16 protein-coding genes are annotated in these 20,351 nt (G+C 74.8%); 11 read left to right on the forward strand and 5 right to left on the reverse strand.

The genetic code is table 11. From position 1 onward, the window contains the following. Positions 1-67: 67 nt before the first annotated feature. From ACH5AR_RS07140 to ACH5AR_RS07150, 3 genes are read right to left on the reverse strand one after another with little or no spacing between them, the layout of a single operon-like run. Positions 68-1,360, reverse strand: a complete 1,293-nt coding sequence (locus ACH5AR_RS07140) for a coenzyme F420-0:L-glutamate ligase (RefSeq protein WP_396300344.1) — start codon at positions 1,358-1,360, stop codon at positions 68-70. Further along, positions 1,357-2,316 (reverse strand): 2-phospho-L-lactate transferase, encoded by a 960-nt coding sequence (gene cofD, locus ACH5AR_RS07145; RefSeq protein ID WP_396300345.1) that lies wholly within the window; start codon positions 2,314-2,316, stop codon positions 1,357-1,359. Before cofD ends, ACH5AR_RS07140 begins: the two co-directional genes overlap by 4 nt. Before the next feature lie 42 nt (positions 2,317-2,358). Then, a complete protein-coding gene (locus ACH5AR_RS07150; RefSeq protein ID WP_396300346.1) occupies positions 2,359-3,000 on the reverse strand; it encodes a cysteine dioxygenase in 642 nt (213 codons plus the stop codon). A 621-nt stretch (positions 3,001-3,621) separates the two neighbouring features. Here ACH5AR_RS07150 and ACH5AR_RS07155 point away from each other — a divergent pair. The 3 genes from ACH5AR_RS07155 to ACH5AR_RS07165 all read left to right on the forward strand — a co-directional run bounded on the left by ACH5AR_RS07155 (position 3,622) and on the right by ACH5AR_RS07165 (position 9,715). Next, the gene (locus tag ACH5AR_RS07155) at positions 3,622-3,894 is read left to right on the forward strand and encodes a WhiB family transcriptional regulator (RefSeq protein WP_030062195.1); all 273 of its coding nucleotides are present in this window, start codon (positions 3,622-3,624) and stop codon (positions 3,892-3,894) included. 223 nt (positions 3,895-4,117) lie between these two features. Then, a complete protein-coding gene (locus ACH5AR_RS07160; protein ID WP_396300347.1) occupies positions 4,118-7,975 on the forward strand; it encodes a glycosyltransferase in 3,858 nt (1,285 codons plus the stop codon). A 6-nt stretch (positions 7,976-7,981) separates the two neighbouring features. Continuing rightward, positions 7,982-9,715: a DUF5719 family protein gene (locus ACH5AR_RS07165; protein ID WP_396300348.1), complete on the forward strand. Its 1,734-nt coding sequence runs from the start codon at positions 7,982-7,984 to the stop codon at positions 9,713-9,715. Positions 9,716-9,759: 44 nt separating this feature from the next. On the opposite strand, the gene ACH5AR_RS07170 is transcribed toward ACH5AR_RS07165, so the two are convergent. Next, complete coding sequence (locus ACH5AR_RS07170; RefSeq protein WP_396300349.1) at positions 9,760-10,212, reverse strand: metallopeptidase family protein; 453 nt, start codon at positions 10,210-10,212, stop codon at positions 9,760-9,762. A gap of 164 nt (positions 10,213-10,376) precedes the next feature. Here ACH5AR_RS07170 and ACH5AR_RS07175 point away from each other — a divergent pair, with 164 nt between their 5' ends. The 7 genes from ACH5AR_RS07175 to ACH5AR_RS07205 all read left to right on the forward strand — a co-directional run bounded on the left by ACH5AR_RS07175 (position 10,377) and on the right by ACH5AR_RS07205 (position 17,502). After that, positions 10,377-10,742 (forward strand): DUF3499 domain-containing protein, encoded by a 366-nt coding sequence (locus ACH5AR_RS07175; protein WP_396300350.1) that lies wholly within the window; start codon positions 10,377-10,379, stop codon positions 10,740-10,742. A gap of 151 nt (positions 10,743-10,893) precedes the next feature. Next, positions 10,894-12,279: a phosphomannomutase/phosphoglucomutase gene (locus ACH5AR_RS07180; protein ID WP_396300351.1), complete on the forward strand. Its 1,386-nt coding sequence runs from the start codon at positions 10,894-10,896 to the stop codon at positions 12,277-12,279. 108 nt (positions 12,280-12,387) lie between these two features. Beyond that, on the forward strand, positions 12,388-12,570 hold the full coding sequence (locus tag ACH5AR_RS07185) for a Trm112 family protein (protein ID WP_030289948.1): 183 nt from the start codon (positions 12,388-12,390) through the stop codon (positions 12,568-12,570). Between the two features lie 84 nt (positions 12,571-12,654). After that, positions 12,655-13,902 carry an SIS domain-containing protein gene (locus ACH5AR_RS07190; protein ID WP_396300352.1) on the forward strand — a complete coding sequence of 416 codons (1,248 nt, stop codon included), beginning with the start codon at positions 12,655-12,657 and terminating at the stop codon, positions 13,900-13,902. A 106-nt stretch (positions 13,903-14,008) separates the two neighbouring features. Next, on the forward strand, positions 14,009-14,986 hold the full coding sequence (locus ACH5AR_RS07195) for a cation diffusion facilitator family transporter (protein WP_396300353.1): 978 nt from the start codon (positions 14,009-14,011) through the stop codon (positions 14,984-14,986). A 320-nt stretch (positions 14,987-15,306) separates the two neighbouring features. Next, positions 15,307-16,755, forward strand: coding sequence for an adenosylhomocysteinase (gene ahcY, locus ACH5AR_RS07200; RefSeq protein WP_396300354.1), 1,449 nt, complete (start codon positions 15,307-15,309; stop codon positions 16,753-16,755). Between the two features lie 108 nt (positions 16,756-16,863). Next, complete coding sequence (locus ACH5AR_RS07205) at positions 16,864-17,502, forward strand: hypothetical protein (protein ID WP_396300355.1); 639 nt, start codon at positions 16,864-16,866, stop codon at positions 17,500-17,502. Positions 17,503-17,530: 28 nt separating this feature from the next. On the opposite strand, the gene ACH5AR_RS07210 is transcribed toward ACH5AR_RS07205, so the two are convergent. After that, on the reverse strand, positions 17,531-18,526 hold the full coding sequence (locus ACH5AR_RS07210; protein ID WP_396300356.1) for an RDD family protein: 996 nt from the start codon (positions 18,524-18,526) through the stop codon (positions 17,531-17,533). A 343-nt stretch (positions 18,527-18,869) separates the two neighbouring features. Between ACH5AR_RS07210 and ACH5AR_RS07215 the strand changes: the two genes are divergently transcribed. Then, complete coding sequence (locus ACH5AR_RS07215; RefSeq protein WP_396300357.1) at positions 18,870-19,874, forward strand: stage II sporulation protein M; 1,005 nt, start codon at positions 18,870-18,872, stop codon at positions 19,872-19,874. Positions 19,875-20,351: the final 477 nt, after the last annotated feature.

The raw sequence follows: 20,351 nt of genomic DNA on the forward strand, positions 1-20,351 counted from the left end.
GCACCCCGCCGCGCACGCTCGTCGAGGCGGCGCCCACCGCGTGGCGTACCGGGCCCAGGAGGACGTCCTAGCGCACCTCGACGAAGGCGTCGGCGCTCCGTTCCGGCCGTTCGCGCGGCGGCTGCGCGGGCCGCCCGACGGCGACGGCCCCCATCGGGTCCCACCCGGCCGGAAGGTCCAGCACCTCGCGCACCGTGTCGCGGCAGAACATGGTGGACGAGACCCAGGCGGAGCCGTAGCCCTCGCCGGTGAGCGCGACCAGCAGGTTCTGCACGGCGGCGCCGGCGGCGACGGTGAACATCTCCCGTTCGGCCGCGGCCCGGCGCGCATCGGGGTAGCCGTGCGCGCCCTCCGCCACCAGGCAGGGCACCACCAGGTACGGGGCGTCGCGCAGGACGTCGCCGCGGGCCGTGCGCCGGGCGATCCGCTCCTCGTCCCAGCCGTCGAGCTCGCGCAGGTCGCGCTGCCAGGCGGCGAGCATCGCGTCGAGCAGCCGCACCCGGGTGTCCGCGGACTCCAGCAGCACGAACCGCCAGGGCGTGGTGTGGTGCGGGGCGGGCGCGGTGACGGCGGCGGCGACGGCGCGCCGGACGGCGGCCGGGTCGACCGGCTCGGCGGTGAAGGAGCGGACGGTGCGCCGCAGGGTGACGGCCTGCCGCAGCGCCTCGGAGGTGCCGAGCCGGAACATGTCGTCCACGGCCGGCCGGACCAGCGGCCGGACGCCCTCGCCGTCCTCGGCGGTGACGAGGTGCCCGAGGCCGCGCACCACCGCCACCGGGACGCCGGTGGCCTTGCCCTTCACCAGGTCGGCGGCGGCGGCGAGTTCGTCGGCCGTCGCGGTGACGGTCTGCTGGAGCTCGTTGCCGTGGCTGTCGGTGCGGCCCCGGTGGTCCTCCAGGACGGACAGGCCCGCGGCGCCGATCGCGACGTCGGTCAGCCCGTTGCGCCAGGGCCGGCCGAAGGTGTCGGTGAGGACGACGGCGAGCCGGCGCCCGGTGAGCTGCTGGAGCCGGGCCCGCAGCGCGCGGGCCGAGGCGTCCGGGTCCTCGGGCAGCAGCAGCACGGTGCCGGGGGCGGTGTTGGAGGCGTCCACCCCGGCGGCGGCCATCACCAGGCCGTTGCGGTTCTCCACGATCCGGACGGGGCCGCGCCGGGCGACCACCCGGACGGTCTCGGCGTCGATCGCGGCCTCGCGGTCGGCGGCGTGCAGCAGCCGGCCCTCGGCCTTGCTGACGACCTTCGAGGTGACCAGCAGGATGTCGCCGTCCCGGTAGCTGCCGGCCTTGGCGAGGAGCTCGCCCAGGTCCGCCCCGGCCCCGACCTCCGGCAGCCCCTCGACTCCGAGGATCTCCAGCGTCACTTCCGCACCTGCTCCGCGAGCGCCAGCGCCGTGCGCGCCATCCGCGCGGTGGCCTCGACGTCGGTCATCAGCAGCGGGACGGCCCGGCAGGCGATCCCGGCGGCCTCGACGGCGGCCACGGCGCCCTCGTCCGCGGTGTCCACCAGCCAGCCGTCCAGGAGGTCGGGGCCGTAGTGCAGCGCGACGGCGTCCGCCGCGGTCTCGACGCCGACGGCGGCGAGCACCTTGTCGGCCATGCCGCGCACCGGCGCCCCGCCGATGATCGGGGAGAGCCCGACCACCGGCGCGGACGCGGCGGCGACGGCCTCCCGGATGCCGGGGACGGCGAGGATGGTGCCGATCGAGACCACCGGGTTGGACGGCGGGAAGAGGATGACGTCCGCCTCGGCGATCGCCTCCAGCACGCCGGGCGCGGGCTTGGCGGTGTCCGCGCCGACCGGGACGACCGCCTCCGCGTCCACCGAGGCGCGCAGCCTGACCCAGTACTCCTGGAAGTGGACCGCCCGGCTGCCCTGCTCGTCGGTGATCCGCACGTGGGTCTCGACCCGGTCGTCGCTCATCGGCAGCAGCCGCACGCCGGGCTGCCAGCGCGCGCACAGCGCCTCGGTGACCTGGCTGAGGCTGTACCCGGCGGTGAGCATCTGGCTGCGCACCAGGTGGGTGGCGAAGTCCCGGTCGCCGAGCCCGAACCACTCGGGGCCGACGCCGTACTCCTTCATCTCGGCCTTGATGGACCACGTCTCGTCGGTCCGGCCCCAGCCCTGTTCCTCGTGGATGCCGCCGCCGAGGGTGTACATCACGGTGTCGAGGTCGGGACAGACCTTGAGGCCGTAGAGGTGGATGTCGTCGCCGGTGTTGCCGATGACGGTGATCTCGTCCTGCGGTCCGACCGCCGCGCGGAGCCCGCGCAGGAAGCGCGCTCCGCCGATTCCGCCTGCCAGTGCCACGATGCGCATGGGCCTCATCCTGCCACGGTCGGACCGGCCGTCAGCCCGGGATCAGTGCGATCCGGCCTGGGCCTGCTGCTCCGGGTGCTGCTCGGGGACGGCGGCCGCGCCGTACTGGTTCATCTCGGTCAACCCGGGGGCGTAGAGGTGGATGGAGACGGCGGGTTCGAGCGCGCCGTTGACGACCTCGTGCAGGTAGCCGGGGGAGAACACCCGCTGCCCGCCGGGCCGCAGGGTGCGGGCGCCCTCGCCGGCGCGGGTGAGGGAGCGCTCGATCAGCTCGCCCCGGACGACGCTCATCACGCCGGAGGACTCGCCGTGGTCGTGGAAGCCGCTGGACTGCCCGGGCAGCCAGCTGAGCAGCCAGACCTCGTAGCCGGGGCCGGTCTCCAGCCGGGCGTACCAGCGGGTCAGCGCGTCGTAGCGGACCAGCGGCTCCCAGCGGGCGCGGTCGTCGGCGATCTCGCGCACCAGTCGGGCGTACCCGGCGACGGTGGTGGGGTGGGCGGGCAGGTCGGTGCGCGCCAGGTGCGGGAAGGCGAGCGGGTCCCCCGCGATGGAGACGTCGCTGAGGCCGTCGGCCCACGGGTGGGTCCGGGCGTCGGCGGGGGTGGCGGGGCGGACGGCGGCGGGGCCACGGCGGGAGGCCTTGTTGCGGTCGCGGTTCCGCTTGCGGATGCGGATCATGCGCACGGGAGTCGTCCTCGGAGGAGTCGGCTGGCGTCGGGATCAGCCGGATCCGGGATGTCCTGGGGCGGGAATCGCGGGCGGCCTCTGTGCTTCCTGGGGGCGGCGCGCGGTGGGACGCGGGCGCCTAGATACAGCAGGAACAGAGGCGACAACAGAAGTTCACGGCACGGCGGAGGGCGGAACCGCTCCGGGGGCTGGCGAACTCTGACATAGGAGAAAGGAGACCGCATCCGCAGCGGCGGTGTCAAACGGAAGGATGCGGCATTCGAGTGGGTTAGGTCCGGATCTTTCCCTGATGGGGTGATTCATCACTCTCTATGTTTCGATGGGAAGATCGCCGGGAAGGGAGGCCGATGACCGGCCTGTGGCGGTGACCGAGTGTCATCCGGTGCTGGGTTGCGGAGGGTTCGTCGCCGTTCGGGACCTTGAGGCAGAAGGTCCGATGTGTCCGGATATGTACACTATTCGTAACGGCTTGGTGCCAGGGAGTGAATCCCGGCCCCAATACCAGAGCTCGGCTTGACTGAGCCAGAGTGACGCAACTGTAATTTCACTCGTGTCGTCAGCCGCACGAGGCAACGGCAACCACGGGGACGCCAAGTAGGGGCAGAGGAGGCGCGCCACATGAGCGAGCTCTTTGAGCTGTTGATCGGGGACGGCATCGCGGAGGATGAGGAGGAACTCGGTTGGCAGGAGCGCGCGTTGTGTGCCCAGACCGACCCCGAGTCCTTCTTCCCCGAGAAAGGCGGCTCGACGCGCGAGGCCAAGAAGGTCTGCCTCGCCTGCGAGGTCCGCTCGGAGTGCCTGGAGTACGCCCTCGCCAATGACGAGCGCTTCGGCATCTGGGGCGGCCTCTCCGAGCGCGAGCGCCGCCGGCTCAAGAAGAGCGCGGTCTGACCGGGCGGGCCCCCGCGGCTGACCCTTCGACAGCGACGGACAACCGCACAGCCGTACGGGCGCCTCACCGTGGTGGTGGGGCGCTTTCGTGTTCCCGGAGCCCCCTTCACCGTCTCCGCACGCACACCCCGGACGAACCGGCCACCCGGAGCCGTTAGTGTGGTGCGCCATCCGGTTGCCGTTCACCGGCTGTGTCCACCGAGAACTGGGGCCCGCGCACGCGATGACCGTCTACAGCCACCAGAGCGGCCTCACCGCTTCCCGGCCGCCCGCCTACCCGCGCCACCTGGTCACCGCCGTGGTCGTCTCGCACGACGGCGCCCGATGGCTCCCGCAGGCCCTGGCCGGCCTGCTCGGTCAGGACCGCCAGGTCCAGCGGATCCTCGCGGTCGACACCGGCTCCACCGACAACTCCCCGCGCCTGCTCGCGGACACCCTCGGCGACTGGCTGCCCGACAGCGGACCGCTGGTCCTCGGCCGCCGGGCCGGCTTCGGCACCGCCGTCGCCGAGGCCGTGGCGGGCAGCGCCCCGCTGCGCCCCGAGGACCTCCCGTACCGGCTCGACCCCTCCGGCTACGACCCGGTCACCGGCGGCTGGGACGACTTCGGCGACCCCCTCGCCCAGGAGGACGACCTCGGCCGCGGCGGCCCGCGCGAGACCCAGCCGGTCGAGTGGCTCTGGCTGCTGCACGACGACTGCGAGCCGCAGACCGACGCGCTGCGCCGGCTGCTGCAGGTCGCCGACTCCACCCCCAGCGCCGCCGTGGTCGGCCCCAAGCTGCGCAGCTGGTACGACCGCCGCCAGCTCCTGGAGGTCGGCGTGACCATCGCCCGCTCCGGGCGGCGCTGGACCGGCCTCGACCGCCGCGAGCAGGACCAGGGCCAGCACGACCAGGTCCGCCCGGTGCTCGCCGTCTCCAGCGCCGGCATGCTGGTGCGCCGCGACGTCTTCGAGGAGCTCGGCGGCTTCGACCGGGCCCTGCCGCTGATGCGGGACGACACCGACTTCTGCTGGCGGGTCAACGCCGCCGGGCACCGCGTGGTGGTCGCCCCCGACGCCGTGCTGCGGCACGCCGAGGCGTCCGCCCGCGAGCGCCGCGCGATCGACTGCGGCCCCTCCCACCCCCACCGGGTGGACAAGGCCGGCGCCGTCTACACCCTGCTCGCCAACTGCCGGGGCGCGCTCTTCCCCTACGTGCTGCTGCGGCTGGTGCTCGGCACCCTGGTGCGGGCCGTCACCAACCTGCTCGGCAAGGACCCGCGCCAGGCCTTCGACGAACTCGCCGGCCTCGGCCAGGAACTCGTCCGCTTCCCACGGCTGTTGGCCGCGCGCAAGCGCCGTGCCCGGTCCCGGTCGGCGGACGCCCTGGACGACCGCACGCTCTTCCCGGCCCCCGGCGCCACCACCCGGCTGGCGGTCGAGGGCGTCATCGGCTCGCTCGGGATAGGGGGCGGCGACGACACCGGCGGCCGGCACGGCTCGGTCGAGGCCGGCGGCGACGAGGACGCCGAGGACCTGGTCGTCGAGCAGTTCGCGCTGATCAGGAAGCTCGCCCGGCGCCCGGCGCCGGTGCTGTTCGCGGCCCTGCTGGTGTTCGCCCTGGTCGCCTGCCGCGCCCTGCTCGGCAGCGGCGGCCTGTTCGGCGGCGCCCTGCTGCCCGCGGCCGACGGGGCCGGCGGCCTCTGGTCGATGTACGCGGACGCCTGGCACCCGGTCGGCACCGGCTCCACCGCCGCCGCACCGCCGTACCTCGGCGTGCTCGCGGTGCTCTCCTGGCTGCTGTTCGACCACGCCGACCTCGCGCTCACCCTGATCGTGGTGCTCGCCGTCCCGCTGTCCGCGGTCAGCGCCTACCTGGTGTCCCGCCCGCTGCTGGACTCCAAGCTGGTCCGCGCGTGGGCGAGTGCCACCTACGCCCTGCTGCCCGCCGCGACCGGCGCCCTCGCCCAGGGCCGGATCGGCACCGCCGTGCTCGCCGTGCTGCTGCCGCCGCTGGCCCGCGCCGCCGCCATCGCGGCCGGCCTCGGCATCCGCGCCGAGAGCGCCGCCAAGGGCGCCCGCCCGGGCTGGCGCCCGGTCTGGATGACCGTCCTGCTGCTCACCCTGGCCACCGCCTTCGTCCCGATAACGTGGGCCCTCGCGGTGCCGCTCTGCCTGGCGATGCTGGTCGTCGGGGTGCTGCGCGGCAGCGCCTTCGGCTCCGGCGGCGCGGCGCTGCGGCCGCTCGGCCTGCGCGTCCTGGTGATCCTGGCGGTGCCGGTCGCGGTGCTCGCCCCGTGGTCGCTCACGGTGCTGTCGCATCCGCAGTGGCTGCTGCTGGAGGCCGGGTTGCCCGGTCTGCACGGCAGCGGCGCGAGCGCGGCCGGCCTGCTGCTGGTCAACCCGGGCGGCGCCGGGGTGCCGCCGGTCTGGCTCTCGGCCGGCGTCGTGCTGGCCGCCCTGGCCGCCCTGCTGCGCGCCGACCGCCGCCGCGCGGTGCTCGTCGCCTGGGGCGCGGCCGGCGCGAGCCTGGTCTTCGCGGTCGTGGTCGCGGGCACCTCCGTCACCCCGGCCTCCGGCGGGCCGGCGGTGCCCGCCTGGGCCGGCCCGGCCACCCTGATCGCCGGGATCGCCCTGCTGGCCGCCGCAGCGATCGGTGCCGACGGCGCCAACGCCCGCGTCGCCGGGATCGCCTTCGGCTGGCGCCAGCCGGTGGCCGCCCTGGTGGTGGCCGCCGCCGTGCTGGCCCCGCTGGGCACCGGCCTGTGGTGGGCGCTGACCGGCGCGGGCAAGCCGTTGCACCGCGGCCAGGCCGACCAGGTCCCCGCGTTCATCGCCGAGGAGGCCGGGACCACCGACCGCTCCCGCACCCTGGTCGTCACCGGGGAGAAGGGCGGCGGCGCGGTCCGCTACACCGTGCTGCGCGGCGCCGGTCTGACGCTCGGCCAGGCCGAGTCCACCGTCGACCCGGCGACCGGCACCCAGGACGGGCTCAACAAGGCGGTCGGCAGCCTGCTGGCCGGCTCCGGCGCCGACCAGGCCAGTGCCCTGGCCGGCTACGGCATCGCCTACGTGCTGGTCCAGCAGCCGGTGATCGACGCCTTCAAGGACGTCCTCGACACCACCCCCGGCCTGGTCAAGGCCAACCAGGACGGCGCCGCCGCGCTCTGGCAGGTCAACGGCGCCCCCGCCGTCCGCGCGGTGATCACCGCCCCGGGCGCCAACCCGGTGGCCGTCCCGTCCGGGGTGCGCGACCTGTCCGCCACCGTCCCGGCCGGTCCGGAGGGCCGGGTGCTGCGGCTCGCCGAGTCCGCCGCCCCGGAGTGGAAGGCCACCGTGGACGGCACCGCGCTGGAGCCCACCACCGTCGACGGCTGGGCGCAGGGCTTCAAGCTCCCCGCCGCCGGCGGCAGGCTGGCCGTCACCCGCGAGGGCAGCGCCGCCCACACCGGCTGGATCTGGGCCCAGGTGCTGCTCGGCCTCACCGTCCTGGTGCTGGCCCTGCCCGGCCGCCGCAGCCACAAGGACGACGACCTGCCCGAGGAGGCCGTCGCCGCCGCCGCGCTGGCCGCCGCCGCCCAGGCGCAGGCCCCCGCCCCCGGCAGCCGCCGGGCCCGCAGGATGGCCGAGCGCGGCGAGGGCGCCGAGGGCGCGGACGGCACCGGTGCCGGTGCCGACGAGACCGGGGTGTACGACCGGGCGGGCGCGATCCCGGCGCAGCAGACCGGCGAGCCGGCCACCGGTGCCGTCCAGGCGGCCGCCGCGATCCAGGAGGCCGAGCAGTACACCGACCCGTACCAGGCGTACCAGCAGGCCGACCCGTACAGCTACGACCAGTACCCGGCCCAGCAGCCGGTCGCCGCGCCGTACGGCGGCCAGGGGTACGACGCTCACGGGTACGACGGCCACCAGCAGCAGCACCAGGGCTACGAGCAGCCGTACCAGACCGGGCAGCAGCCGTACGGCTACGACGCCCACGGGTACGACGGCGGGCAGCAGCAGCCGTGGCTGCCGGGCCGGCCGCAGGGCGAGCCGTACGACGACCCGAACGACCCCAACGGCCCCGGCCGGTACCCGCACCAGCACGGATCGGGGAGCTGACCCGCGATGAAGAAGCCCGCATTCAGGAAGAAGTCCGGCGCCGGCGAGGCCGCCGAGCCGACCGTGCCCGCCGCCGCGGCGCAGCCGTCCGGGCCTGCCCCGGCCGCCCGCGCCGGCCGCGGCCGGTTCGCCGGGAAGGCCGCCGGGGCCGGGGGCGGCGGAGCCGCGAAGACCACCCCGTCCCTGCTCGCCGCGGCCGTGGTGCTCGCGGCGGTGTTCGGGATCGCCGAGCTGCGCCCGCCGGCCGCTCCGGCCAGGGCCGGGGCCGCAGCCGCCCCGACCACCGCGCAGGTCGAGCGGACCTCGGCGGTCTGCCCGCAGCCGATCCAGGGCCTCACCGGCTCGACCACGCTCACCGCCTACACCCCGCCCGGGACGGGTTCCGCCACCGGCGGGGCCGGCTGGCTCTCCGACGCGGCCGCGCCCGCGGCCCCCGCCGCCCAGCCGGCCACCGCCCCGGCGGCGCCCGCCCCCCCGGCCCCGACCGGCCCGGCCGCCCCGAGCACGCCCGTCCAGGACAGGAACGCGGCGCCCGCCGACGCCCGGCTGACCGTGCCCAAGCCCGGCACCCCGGCCACCGGCCCGGCCGGCAACGGCGACGCCGCACCCGGCACCGGGGGCGTCGCCACCGGCGCCCTCGCCCCCGGCTTCACCGTCACCCAGACCACGGTGGTCACCGAGCAGCGCGGCATCGGCCTGTCCGGCCTCACCTGCACCCCGGCCGGGACGAGCTTCTGGTTCGCCGGGGCCAGTACTGCCGCCGACCGGGTCGACTACCTCAGCCTGGTCAACACCGAGTCCTCCGCCGCGGTGGTGGACATCAAGCTGTACGGCGACAAGGGCCTGATCGACAACGACGCCGCCAACGGCATCACCGTCTCGCCCGGCAGCTCGCAGGCCGTCCTGCTCTCCACCCTCAGCAAGGGCGCGGTCACCGACCTCGCGGTGCACGTGGTGGTGCGCTCCGGGCGGGTCGGCGCCGCGCTGCACGCCGCCGACGCCGGCAAGGGCGCCGACTGGGTCCCGGCCTCGGCCGCCCCGGCCCCCGTCCAGGTGATGCCCGGCCTGCCCGCCGACACCGCCTCCGCCCGCCTGGTGGTCTGGGCGCCGCCGGAGGACGACGCCGACCTCAAGATCCAGCTGTCCGGCAAGAACGGCTGGTTCAGCCCGGCCGGCAACGAGTCGATCCACGTCAAGGCGGGCATGGTGGCCGCCGTCGACCTCGGCAAGGTCACCCGGGACGAGGTCGCCGGGCTGCGGCTGTCGCCCAGCGACGACAAGCACCGCACCCCGGTCGTGGCCGGCCTGCGGGTCGACCGGGCGGCGGCCAACGGCAAGACCGACGCGGCCTGGCTGACCGGCAGCGACCCGGTCGGCGCCCGCGCCACCGTCGCCGACAACCGGGCCGGGGCCTCCACCCTCTACCTGACCTCCGCCGGCGAGGCGGCCACCGTCCGGGTCACCGCCTCGGCCGGCAGCGGCGGCGGCACCCCGGCCACCAAGGAGGTCCAGCTCCCGGCCGGCGGCACGGTCGCCCTGCCGGCGCCGGAGCCCGCCGGGCTGAACGGCGTCTTCGCGCTCACCGTGGAGACCCTCTCCGGCGGCCCGGTGGTCGCCGCCCGGATGCTCTCGCTGCCGGCCAAGGACGTGCCGATGTTCACCGTCCAGGCGCTGCGCGACGACCGCAGCACCGTGAAGGTCCCGCAGGCCGGGCAGGACCCGGGCGTGGTCCTGCGCTGAGCGGCCGGCCTGGGCGCCACCCCGGTGGTGGCGCCCCGGCGGGCTCAGTCCTCGTCGTAGCGCGGGTCGATGGCGTCCGGGGACAGCCCGAGCAGCTCGGCGACCTGCTCGATCAGGATCTCGTGCACCAGCGCCGCGCGGTCCTCCCGGGTCTTCGCCCGGATCTCCACCGGCCGCCGGTAGACCACGATCTGGCTCTTGCGCCCCTGCGCGCCCGGCGACACCCGCCCCAGCGGCACGCCGTCGTCGGCGGCGGCGCCGTCCGGCTCGTGCAGCGGCACCTCCTGGACGGCGAACTCCACCTCGATCAACTGCGGCCAGCGCCGTTCGAGGCGCTCCACCGACTCGCGGACGTAGTCGTCGAACAGTTCGGATCGGGTGAGCGAGATCGGCACCTGGGGCGGCGCCAGCGGGCCGCGCAGGCCCCGCCCGTGCCGGTCGCGGTGCCGGGGGCGGCGCGCCGGGCCTGTCGATGACTGCGGTGCGGAGCTGTCCATATCACTGCCGAGGGTAGTCCTTGGACGGTCGGAAGTGGACCACTCCGACGGGGAATCGCGCGGGGCGTCGAAGGCGCGGCCCCGGCGCCCGCGGGGCGACACGGCACCCCCTCCGGGCAGGCGGTCTTCGCTCCCCGGCGGGGAGTGCGGTACCGTCCACCCTCGTGAGCTCTGTACGTCGTTGTTCGCGGACCGCGTGCGGCCGGCCGGCCGTCGCGACGCTGACGTACGTCTACGCGGACTCCACGGCCGTCCTCGGGCCGCTGGCCACCTACGCCGAGCCGCACTGCTACGACCTGTGCGCCGAGCACGCCGAGCGCCTCACCGCCCCGCGCGGCTGGGAGGTCGTCCGGCTCGCCGCCGAGGCCGGGCCGCTGCGCCGCAGCAGCGACGACCTGGAGGCGCTGGCCAACGCGGTGCGCGAGGCCGCCCGCCCGCAGACCCCCCGTCAGGGCCGCGGCCCCGAGGGCGAGTCCACCGAGGGCGGCCGCCGCGGCCACCTCCGGGTCCTGCGCTCGCCCGACAGCTGAGCCCCCCGCCGGGCGCCGGCCCGGCCCCGACCTGGCACGGGACGTTCGTCCGGCCCGGGTACGCTGCCCGTCTACCGTCGCCGCGCCCGTCGACCGGACGCGCGGCGGCCCCGACGTATCGTGATCGGTCCTAGACCAGGGTGGAGCCGCAGTGCGCGACCTCAAGCAGCTCGTGAAGGCGTACGACGTCCGAGGCGTCGTCCCGGACCAGTGGGACGAGAGCCTGTCCCGGGCCTTCGGTGCCGCGTTCGTGCAGGTCACCGGCGCGTCCGCGATCGTGGTCGGGCACGACATGCGGCCCTCCTCCCCGGCGCTGAGCCTGGCCTTCGCCGAGGGCGCCGCGGCCTACGGCGCCGACGTGGTGCAGATCGGGCTGTGCTCCACCGACCAGCTGTACTACGCCAGCGGCAAGCTCGACCTGCCCGGCGCGATGTTCACCGCCAGCCACAACCCGGCCCAGTACAACGGCATCAAGCTGTGCCGGGCCGGTGCCGCGCCGGTCGGCCAGGACACCGGCCTGGCCGAGATCCGCGAGCTGGTCGAGTCCTGGACGGCCGAGGACGGCACCGTCACCGTCCCGGCCAGGGACGTGGAGCCGGGCGCGCTGTCCGTCCAGGACACCCTGCGCGGCTACGCCGACCACCTGCTGGGCCTGGTCGACCTCACCGCGATCCGCCCGCTCAAGGTCGCGGTGGACGCCGGCAACGGCATGGGCGGCCACACCGTGCCGACCGTCTTCGACGGCCTGCCGATCGAGCTCGTCCCGATGTACTTCGAGCTGGACGGCACCTTCCCGAACCACGAGGCCAACCCGCTCGACCCGAAGAACCTGGTCGACCTCCAGGCCAGGGTCCGCGAGGTCGGCGCCGACATCGGCCTGGCCTTCGACGGCGACGCCGACCGCTGCTTCGTGGTGGACGAGCGCGGCGAGCCGGTCTCCCCGTCCGCGATCACCGCCCTGGTCGCCGTCCGCGAGATCGCCCGCGCCCGGGCCGCCGGGGAGGCCGAGCCGACGGTCATCCACAACCTGATCACCTCCTGGACCGTCCCCGAGGTGGTCCGCGAGCTCGGCGCCAAGCCGGTGCGCACCCGGGTCGGCCACTCCTTCATCAAGCAGGAGATGGCCGAGACCGACGCCGTCTTCGGCGGCGAGCACTCCGCGCACTACTACTTCCGCGACTTCTGGCGCGCCGACACCGGCATGCTGGCCGCGCTGCACGTGCTGGCCGCGCTCGGCGGGCAGCCGGGCACGCTGTCCGCGCTCACCGCCGAGTACGACCGCTACGCCGCCTCCGGCGAGATCAACAGCACCGTGGCCGACCAGGCCGCCAGCACCGCCGCCGTCCGCGCCGCCTACGCCGGCGGGGAGGGCGTCACGGTGGACGAGCTGGACGGCCTGACCGTGGCCGGCCCGGACTGGTGGTTCAACCTGCGCGCCTCCAACACCGAGCCGCTGCTGCGCCTGAACGTCGAGGCCAGGGACCCGGCCAGGATGGCCGAGCTGCGCGACGGCGTGCTCGCCGTCGTCCGCGGCTGAGCCCGGCGCCCGGGTTCCGCGCCTGACCGCGGGCCGCGGTGCCCCGGCCGGTAGGGTTTCCTCTCGGCCGGGGCACCTCCGTGCCACCCCCGAACTTTGGAGATCCCCATGAAGCTCGAATCCTTCCTGCTGGAGATCCTGGTCTGCCCGCAGTGCCGGGCCGCCCTCACCGAGGGCGGCACCGAGGAGCAGCCCGAGCTGGTGTGCACCGGCGCGGACTGCGGTCTGGCGTACCCGGTGCGCGAGGGCATTCCGGTCCTCCTGGTGGACGAGGCCCGCCGCCCGGCCTGATCCTGGTCCGGAGCGCCGCCCCGCCCCTTTGTGCCGCCCGTCCGCCCGTCCGCCCCGTCCGCCCCGCAGCCGGAGGTTCGCCGCATGCTCGACGACACCCTGCTCGACGACCCGGCCGCTTTGCGGCGCGCCGACCGCGACCGCGCCCTGCTGGCGCTGGCCGGCACCGGTGCGCGGGTCCGCACCGCGCTGCGGCAGGCCGACGCGGCCGGCCTCGACCGGCTGCGGCCGGACGGCCGCCCGCGCGCCGTGCTGGTCGCCGGGCACGGCAGCGCGCTGACCGCCGCCGAGATGCTCGCCGCGCTGGCCGGCACCGGCTCCCTGGTCGTCCCGCTGCCGCCGACCGAGGCGACCGCCCCGCGCGTCGACCGGGCCGGCGCCCCGCCCGTCCTCACCGCCGGGCTCGGCTGGCAGCTGCCCGGCTGGGCCGGCCCGCTGGACCTCCTGGTGATCAGCTCCGCCGACGGTGGCGAGCAGGGCCTGGTCGGCCTCGCCGAGCAGGCCTACGCGCGCGGCTGCGCGGTCGTCGTCACCGCCCCGGCCGCCAGCCCGCTGGCCGGGGCCGCGCTCCAGGTGCGCGCGCTGCCGCTGCCGTTCGTCGGCCCGGTGCTGCCCGAGGAGCCCGCGCCGGTGACGGCCGTCGAGCCGGACCTGCCGGCCGAGGACCCGGCGGCGCTCTGGTCCCACCTCACCCCGCTGCTGGCGCTCGCCCAGAAGATCGGCCTCACCCAGCTGCCGTACGACGCGCTGCCGGCCGTCGCCGACCTGCTGGACGCCGCCGCCGTGCGCTGCCGCCCGGACGCCGCCGCGTACACCAACCCCGCGAAGGGCCTGGCCGCCCGGCTGGCCGGGACGTTCCCGCTGCTGTGGGCCGAGGGGCCGGTCGCCGGGGCGGCCGTCACCCGGTTCGCCGCGCAGCTGGCCGACCGCGCGGGGCGCCCCGCGCTGGCCGGGCCGCTGCCGCAGGTGCTCACCGCCCACCGCGGCATGTTCACCGGGCAGTTGGGCGCGGGCGCGGACCCGGACGACTTCTTCCGCGACCGGGTCGAGGAGCCGGACCCGCTGCACCTCCAGGTCCTGCTGCTGCGGCACCTCCCGGGCGCGGGCGGCCCGGCGGCGGAGGACGGCCGGGACGGCCCGGCCGAGCTGCCGGAGGAGGACGCCGGGCCGCGCAGCTTCGGTGTCGCCCGGGCGCACCGGCTGGCCGCCGCGCACGACGTCCGGCTGACCGAGTACGCGAGCACCCGGCCGGAAGCCCTGCACGCGCTGGCCGACCTGGTCGCGCTGACCGACTTCGCCGCCGTCTACCTGGGGCTCGCCGCGCAGTCCTGAGACGGTCGGCCGGGCGGAGCCCCCGGCCCGGTACGGTAAGCGCCCGACGAGCCGTACCGGCCCGTGAGGACTTTCCGGACACGAATGAGCGGAGCGAGGCGGGCGCATGAGCACCGAAGGCGGCACCAAGGCACTGATTGCGGCGCTGTCCGCGAACCTGGCGATCGCGGCGGCCAAGTTCACGGCCTTCGGCTTCACCGGCTCCTCCTCGATGCTGGCCGAGGGCGTGCACTCGGTGGCCGACTCCGGCAACCAGGTCCTGCTGCTGATCGGCGGCAGGCGGGCGCGCCGGGCGGCCGACGAGGAGCACCCCTTCGGGTACGGGCGCGAGCGCTACGTCTACGGCTTCCTGGTGGCCATCGTGCTGTTCAGCGTCGGTGGCCTGTTCGCGATCTACGAGGGCTGGCACAAGGTCAGCCACCCGGAGGCGCTGGACGCCTGGGGCTGGGCGGTCGGCGTGCTGGTCTTCGCGATCGCCATGGAGGGCTGGTCCTTCCTCACCGCGATGCGGGAGTCGGACAAGGCCAGGGGCAAGCAGAGCTGGCCGCAGTTCATCCGCACCGCCAAGGCGCCGGAGCTGCCGGTGGTGCTGCTGGAGGACACCGGCGCACTGATCGGCCTGGTGCTCGCGCTGTTCGGCGTCGGGCTCACCGTGATCACCGGCAACGGCGTCTGGGACGGTGTCGGCACCCTGTGCATCGGCGTCCTGCTGGTGGTGATCGCCGTGGTGCTCGCCCTGGAGACCAAGTCGCTGCTGCTCGGCGAGTCCGCCGACAAGGAGTCGGTGCGGCGGATCCGCGAGGCGCTGGTGGACGGCGGTTCGGTCACCGGGGTGATCCACATGCGCACCCTGCACCTCGGGCCGGAGGAGTTGCTGGTCGCGGCCAAGATCGCCGTCAACGCGGAGGACAGCGCCGCCCGGGTGGCGGCGGCGATCGACGCGGCCGAGGAGAGGGTCCGGGCGGCCGTCCCGATCGCCCGGGCGATCTACCTGGAACCCGACGTGTACAGCGCCGAGAAGGCCGCGGCGGGCGAGGACCCGGCCGCCACGCCCGGCGGTCCCGGTCCGGCCGGCGCGCACTGACCGGCCCTGGGGCCCCGCTGGAGGCCCGCTCGCAGCGGGGGCGGAAATCGGTCATCCGGGGACGGTCGGCGGGGCCGTCGGTGTAGATTCGTCACCAGAGCCAGAACGTCGCTGCTGATGGCGGTCGATCGGCGGTCGGCACCCCGCGGGTGCGCGCCGGTCGAGGGAGAGAGGTCCTCCGACGGTTTGTGCTGCGCAACGGGAAGCCGGTCCACCACGTGGACCCGGCTGTTCCGGCGCGGCCGTGCACCCGTACGGCCTGACGCACGCGACGCACGCCCGGACCTTCGGCCCCACCCCCCTCAGCGAGGAGCAGACGCATGTCGACCGAGACCACCGGTGACTTCAAGGTCGCCGACCTTTCCCTGGCGCCGTTCGGCCGCAAGGAGATCCAGCTGGCCGAGCACGAGATGCCCGGTCTGATGGCGATCCGCGCCGAGTACGCCGAGGCGCAGCCGCTGGCCGGCGCCCGCATCACCGGCTCGCTGCACATGACCGTGCAGACCGCCGTCCTCATCGAGACCCTGACGGCGCTCGGTGCCGAGGTCCGCTGGTGCTCCTGCAACATCTTCTCCACCCAGGACCACGCGGCCGCCGCCATCGCCGTCGGCCCGGAGGGCACCCCGGAGAACCCGCAGGGCGTGCCGGTCTTCGCCTGGAAGGGCGAGACCCTGGAGGAGTACTGGTGGTGCACCGAGCAGGCCCTGACCTGGCCTGACGGCAAGACCCCGAACATGATCCTGGACGACGGCGGCGACGCCACCCTGCTGATCCACAAGGGCGTCGAGTTCGAGAAGGCCGGTGCCGCGCCGGACCCGTCCACCGCGGACAACGACGAGTTCCGGATCATCCTGGAGCTGCTCAACCGCACCCTCAAGGACACCCCGACCAAGTGGACCGAGGTCGCCGCCACGATCAAGGGCGTGACCGAGGAGACCACCACGGGTGTCCACCGCCTGTACGAGATGCACCGCGACGGCCAGCTGCTGTTCCCGGCCATCAACGTCAACGACGCCGTCACCAAGTCGAAGTTCGACAACAAGTACGGCTGCCGCCACTCGCTGATCGACGGCATCAACCGTGCCACCGACGTCCTGATCGGCGGCAAGGTCGCGGTCGTCTGCGGCTACGGCGACGTCGGCAAGGGCTGCGCCGAGTCGCTGCGCGGCCAGGGCGCCCGCGTGATCGTCACCGAGATCGACCCGATCTGCGCGCTCCAGGCCGCGATGGACGGCTACCAGGTCACCACCCTGGAGGAGGTCGTCTCGATCGCCGACATCTTCATCACCACCACGGGCAACAAGGACATCATCCTTGCCTCGCACATGGAGAAGATGAAGCACCAGGCGATCGTCGGCAACATCGGCCACTTCGACAACGAGATCGACATCGCGGGCCTGTCGAAGCTGCCCGGCATCGTGAAGACCGAGGTCAAGCCGCAGGTCCACGAGTGGCGCTTCGCGGACGGCCACACCATCATCATGCTGTCCGAGGGCCGCCTGCTGAACCTGGGCAACGCGACCGGCCACCCGTCCTTCGTGATGTCCAACTCCTTCGCGAACCAGACGATCGCCCAGATCGAGCTGTTCACGAAGACCGAGCAGTACCCGATCGGCGTCTACGTGCTGCCGAAGCACCTGGACGAGAAGGTCGCGCGCCTGCACCTCGACGCGCTGGGCGTGAAGCTCACCACCCTGACCCAGGAGCAGGCCGACTACATCGGCGTTCCGGTCGAGGGCCCGTACAAGGCCGAGCAGTACCGGTACTGACCGGTCCACGGCAACGACGGCCGGCGCCCTCCGCAGCGGAGGGCGCCGGCCGTCGGCGTGCACCCGGGCGGAAGGTCGCACGCGGACCGCGCACGTAGGCTTTCCGGCATGCCCAACGGCCGGTACTCGCTGCACGACCCGCACGACCACGTCCCGCTCGGGGAGGAGCGCTTCAGCTGCGCGCCCGGGGCGGCCGGGTGGCGCTACGTCTCCAAGACGTACGCGCCGGACGGCCGGGTGCTCGGCAGCACCGACCTCACGCTGGACTCGCGCGCCCGGCCGCTGCGGCTGGAGCTGCGGGCCGGCGGCTGGCAGGTGCGCGGCGGGGCGGTGGACGGGGTGGCCTGGGTCCGGACCGACGCGGCCGACCCCGGCGGCGGGCTCGCGGCGGAGGGCCACGACCGGGCGCACGCCTTCACCGGCCGCTCGCCGGGCTTCCTGGTCGCCACCGCCCGGCTGCTGCGGCTGCGGGAGGGGGCGAGCGCGCGGGTGCGGCTGGTGGCGTTCACCGAGCCGGTGCTGGCGCCGCGCACCCTCGACCAGGGGTGGCTGCTGGAGGGCGTCGACACCCACCCGACGGATTCGGGGCCGCTGCTGGTCGAGCGGTACCAGGTGGCGGACCTGGAGACGGGCGAGCAGCAGGTCGTGCACCTGGCGGGGGACGTGGTGCTGGCGGCGGGGGGGATCGAGCTGGAGGAGCTGGAGTCACCGCCGAACGCCTGGCGGACGGGCGCGGAGGCGGAGTAGCGGGCCGGGGAGGGGCCGGGCGCCGGGCTCAGGCGGGCGGGGCGAAACCGGGGCCGGAGGCGGGCTTGTCGGGCTTGTCGGGCTTGTCGAGGGACGGAGCCGGGGGGGCCGTCGCGGGGGCGGCCGGTGCGACGGGGGCGGGCGGCGCGGTGGGGGGTGCGGTCGGTGCGGCCGTCGGGGCCGGGAACGGGCCGGAGGCCGGGTGGGGTACGGGCATCCGGGCGGGCGCCGGGTGGGCCGCGGCGGCGGCCGCCCAGAGCTGCTCCTGGGCCCGCATCCACTCGCGCCGCTGGCGCTCGGTGAGCACCGCGCCCAGGTAGGCCGCCGGGTGCAGCCCCGGCGGGACGGGGCGGCCGATCCGTTCGGACAGGTCCCCGGCCAGCCCGGCGGCCATCCGCTCCATCACCGCCCGGTCCAACTGGCCGACCCGGCCGAGTAGCTGGCGGACGGCCAGCCAGAGCGGCTCCGGCACGGCGGACAGGTCCATCGCGACCAGCTCGTGGCCCATCGCCTGGAGCAGCTGCGGGTGCACCGGCGGCAGCGGGGAGGCGGAGCCGCCCGCGCCCGGGGTGCGCTCGCGGACGACCACCGTCCCGGCGAAGACGTCGCCGAGCCGCTTGCCCTCCGAGTGCACCGCCGAGGTGATCACGGCCGGGGCGCCGGTCAGCACGATCAGCTCGAAGAAGCCGACCAGCCCGCGCACCAGCGAGTGCCGGAAGCGCACCGGCCCGCCGTCGGTGCGCACCACGCGCAGGCCGAGCGCGGCCTTGCCGAGCGAGCGGCCGCGGGTGAGGGTCTCGACCATCACGGGGACGGCGACCAGGAAGAACACCGTCAGGCCGATCATCACGGCCGCCAGGGCCGCGCCGTCGAGGCCGATCAGGACGAGGCTCAGCAGCAGTGTGAACACCAGCAGGGCGGCGAACTCCACCAGCAGGTCGATCACGATCGCCAGGGCTCTGCTCGGAAGCTTCGCCGTCTGGAGGCCGAGGACGACCGCCTCACCCGTCACCAGGTCGCTCAAGACACCTGTCCGTTCACGTTCTTGGAGCCCGTACGGCTCGCCCATGGGGATCCGGCCCCTGGGAGTGCGGCAGTGCCGGGGGAGGGAGTCACCCCCGACCGGCTCCCCGTGACCCGCTCTCCGCAGTCTGATCCGCAGCCGCAAACATACGGGGCCCGGCGGGCGCACGGGAAGTGAGATCCCGACGGCCGGGGCGGGGGCCGCTGCTGGCATGCTGGGGCCGCACGTGCCCGCCCGGGCCCGCGTGCCCGGAGCCGTACGTCCGGACCCGTACGGTCCGGACCGTACGCCCGACCGCCCGCGCACGCACGTCCGCGCCCGCCGCCGATCTTGGAGCCGCCGAATGGACCTGGACGTCTTCGTCGCCACCCACCAGGGGGAGTGGGCCCGGCTGGACGCCCTCGCCCGTCGGCGCCGGCTCAGCGGGGAGGAGGCCGACGAACTGGTGGCGCTCTACCAGCGGGCCACCGGCCACCTCGCGAAGGTCCAGGCCGCCGCGCCGGACCCGGCGCTGGTGAGCCGGCTGACCGGCCTGGTCTCCCGCGCCCGCAGCGCGGTGACCGGCGCCCGGACCAACGGCTGGCAGGACGTCGCCCGCTACTACACGGTGAGCTTCCCGGCGGCGCTCTACCGCGCGCGCCGCTGGTGGGTGCCGGTGGCGGTGGTCTCCATGGTCGCCACCGCCCTGCTCGCGTGGTGGATGGCCACCCACCCCGAGGTCCGCAACAGCCTGATCGCGCCCGAGGACCTCCGGGAGATGACCCGCCCCGGCGGCCAGTACGAGACGTACTACTCGGACCGGCCGGCCAGTTCCTTCGCCGCCCAGGTCTGGACGAACAACGCCTGGATCGCCGTGCAGTGCCTGCTGTTCGGGATCGCCCTGGGGATCCCGGTGCTCTACGTGATGTGGACCAACGTGCTCAACCTCGGCATCGGCGTCGGGCTGATGGCCTCCGCCGGGCGCCTCGACGTCTTCCTCGGCCTGCTCATCCCGCACGGCCTGCTGGAACTGACCGCGGTGTTCGTGGCCGGCGGCCTGGGCCTGCGCCTGGGGTGGACGGTCATCGACCCCGGTCCGCGCACCCGCTCGGTGGCACTGGCGGAACAGGGCCGCGCGATCATCGGCATGTCGATCGGCCTGGCGACCGTCCTGGCGGTGTCCGGTGTCCTCGAAGCCTTCGTGACCCCGTCCGGCCTGCCGACCTGGGCCCGCATCTCCCTCGGCGTGCTGGCCGAGGCGGCCTTCCTCCTCTACGCCCTGGTCCTGGGCCGAAGGGCCGCCGGGGACGGAGAGTTCGGCGACGTGGACGCGGCCGACCGGGCGGACCTCCAGCCCGTCGCGGCCTGAGCCGATGTGATCAACAGGCCTCTGACCTGCTACTGTTCCTCTCGTTCCGGCCAAACCATTGACGTGGCGAGGTCGGGCTAGTAGGTTTCAACGGTTGGGACTGGCTGGACAACGGTCGGCCCCGGGCGTTAGTGTCTACGACACCGCCGAAATCGAGGCGAGCGTGTTTCACGAAATACGCGCCCTCCGACGAAGCAGATCCCACGGACTGACCACTCCGGAAGCCTTGATAGGCTTCGGGACGAAGTTCGCAGGAAATCCCCCCAGTGGGAATCGGATGAATGAAGCACCGGAAAACGGAGCGGAAATCGTCTGGTAAGCTGGAGACACGAAAGAACGAAGCCCGGAGGGCCTGCCGGAAGGCGGCGCGAAGGAAGCGTCCGTTCCTTGAGAACTCAACAGCGTGCCAAAAGTCAACGCCAGATATGTTGACATCCCCGGCCTCGGTCCTTGTGACTGGGGTTGGAGATTCCTTTT

It is taken from the genome of Kitasatospora sp. NPDC018619, from assembly GCF_044391605.1.
Classification (GTDB): Bacteria; Actinomycetota; Actinomycetes; order Streptomycetales; family Streptomycetaceae; genus Kitasatospora.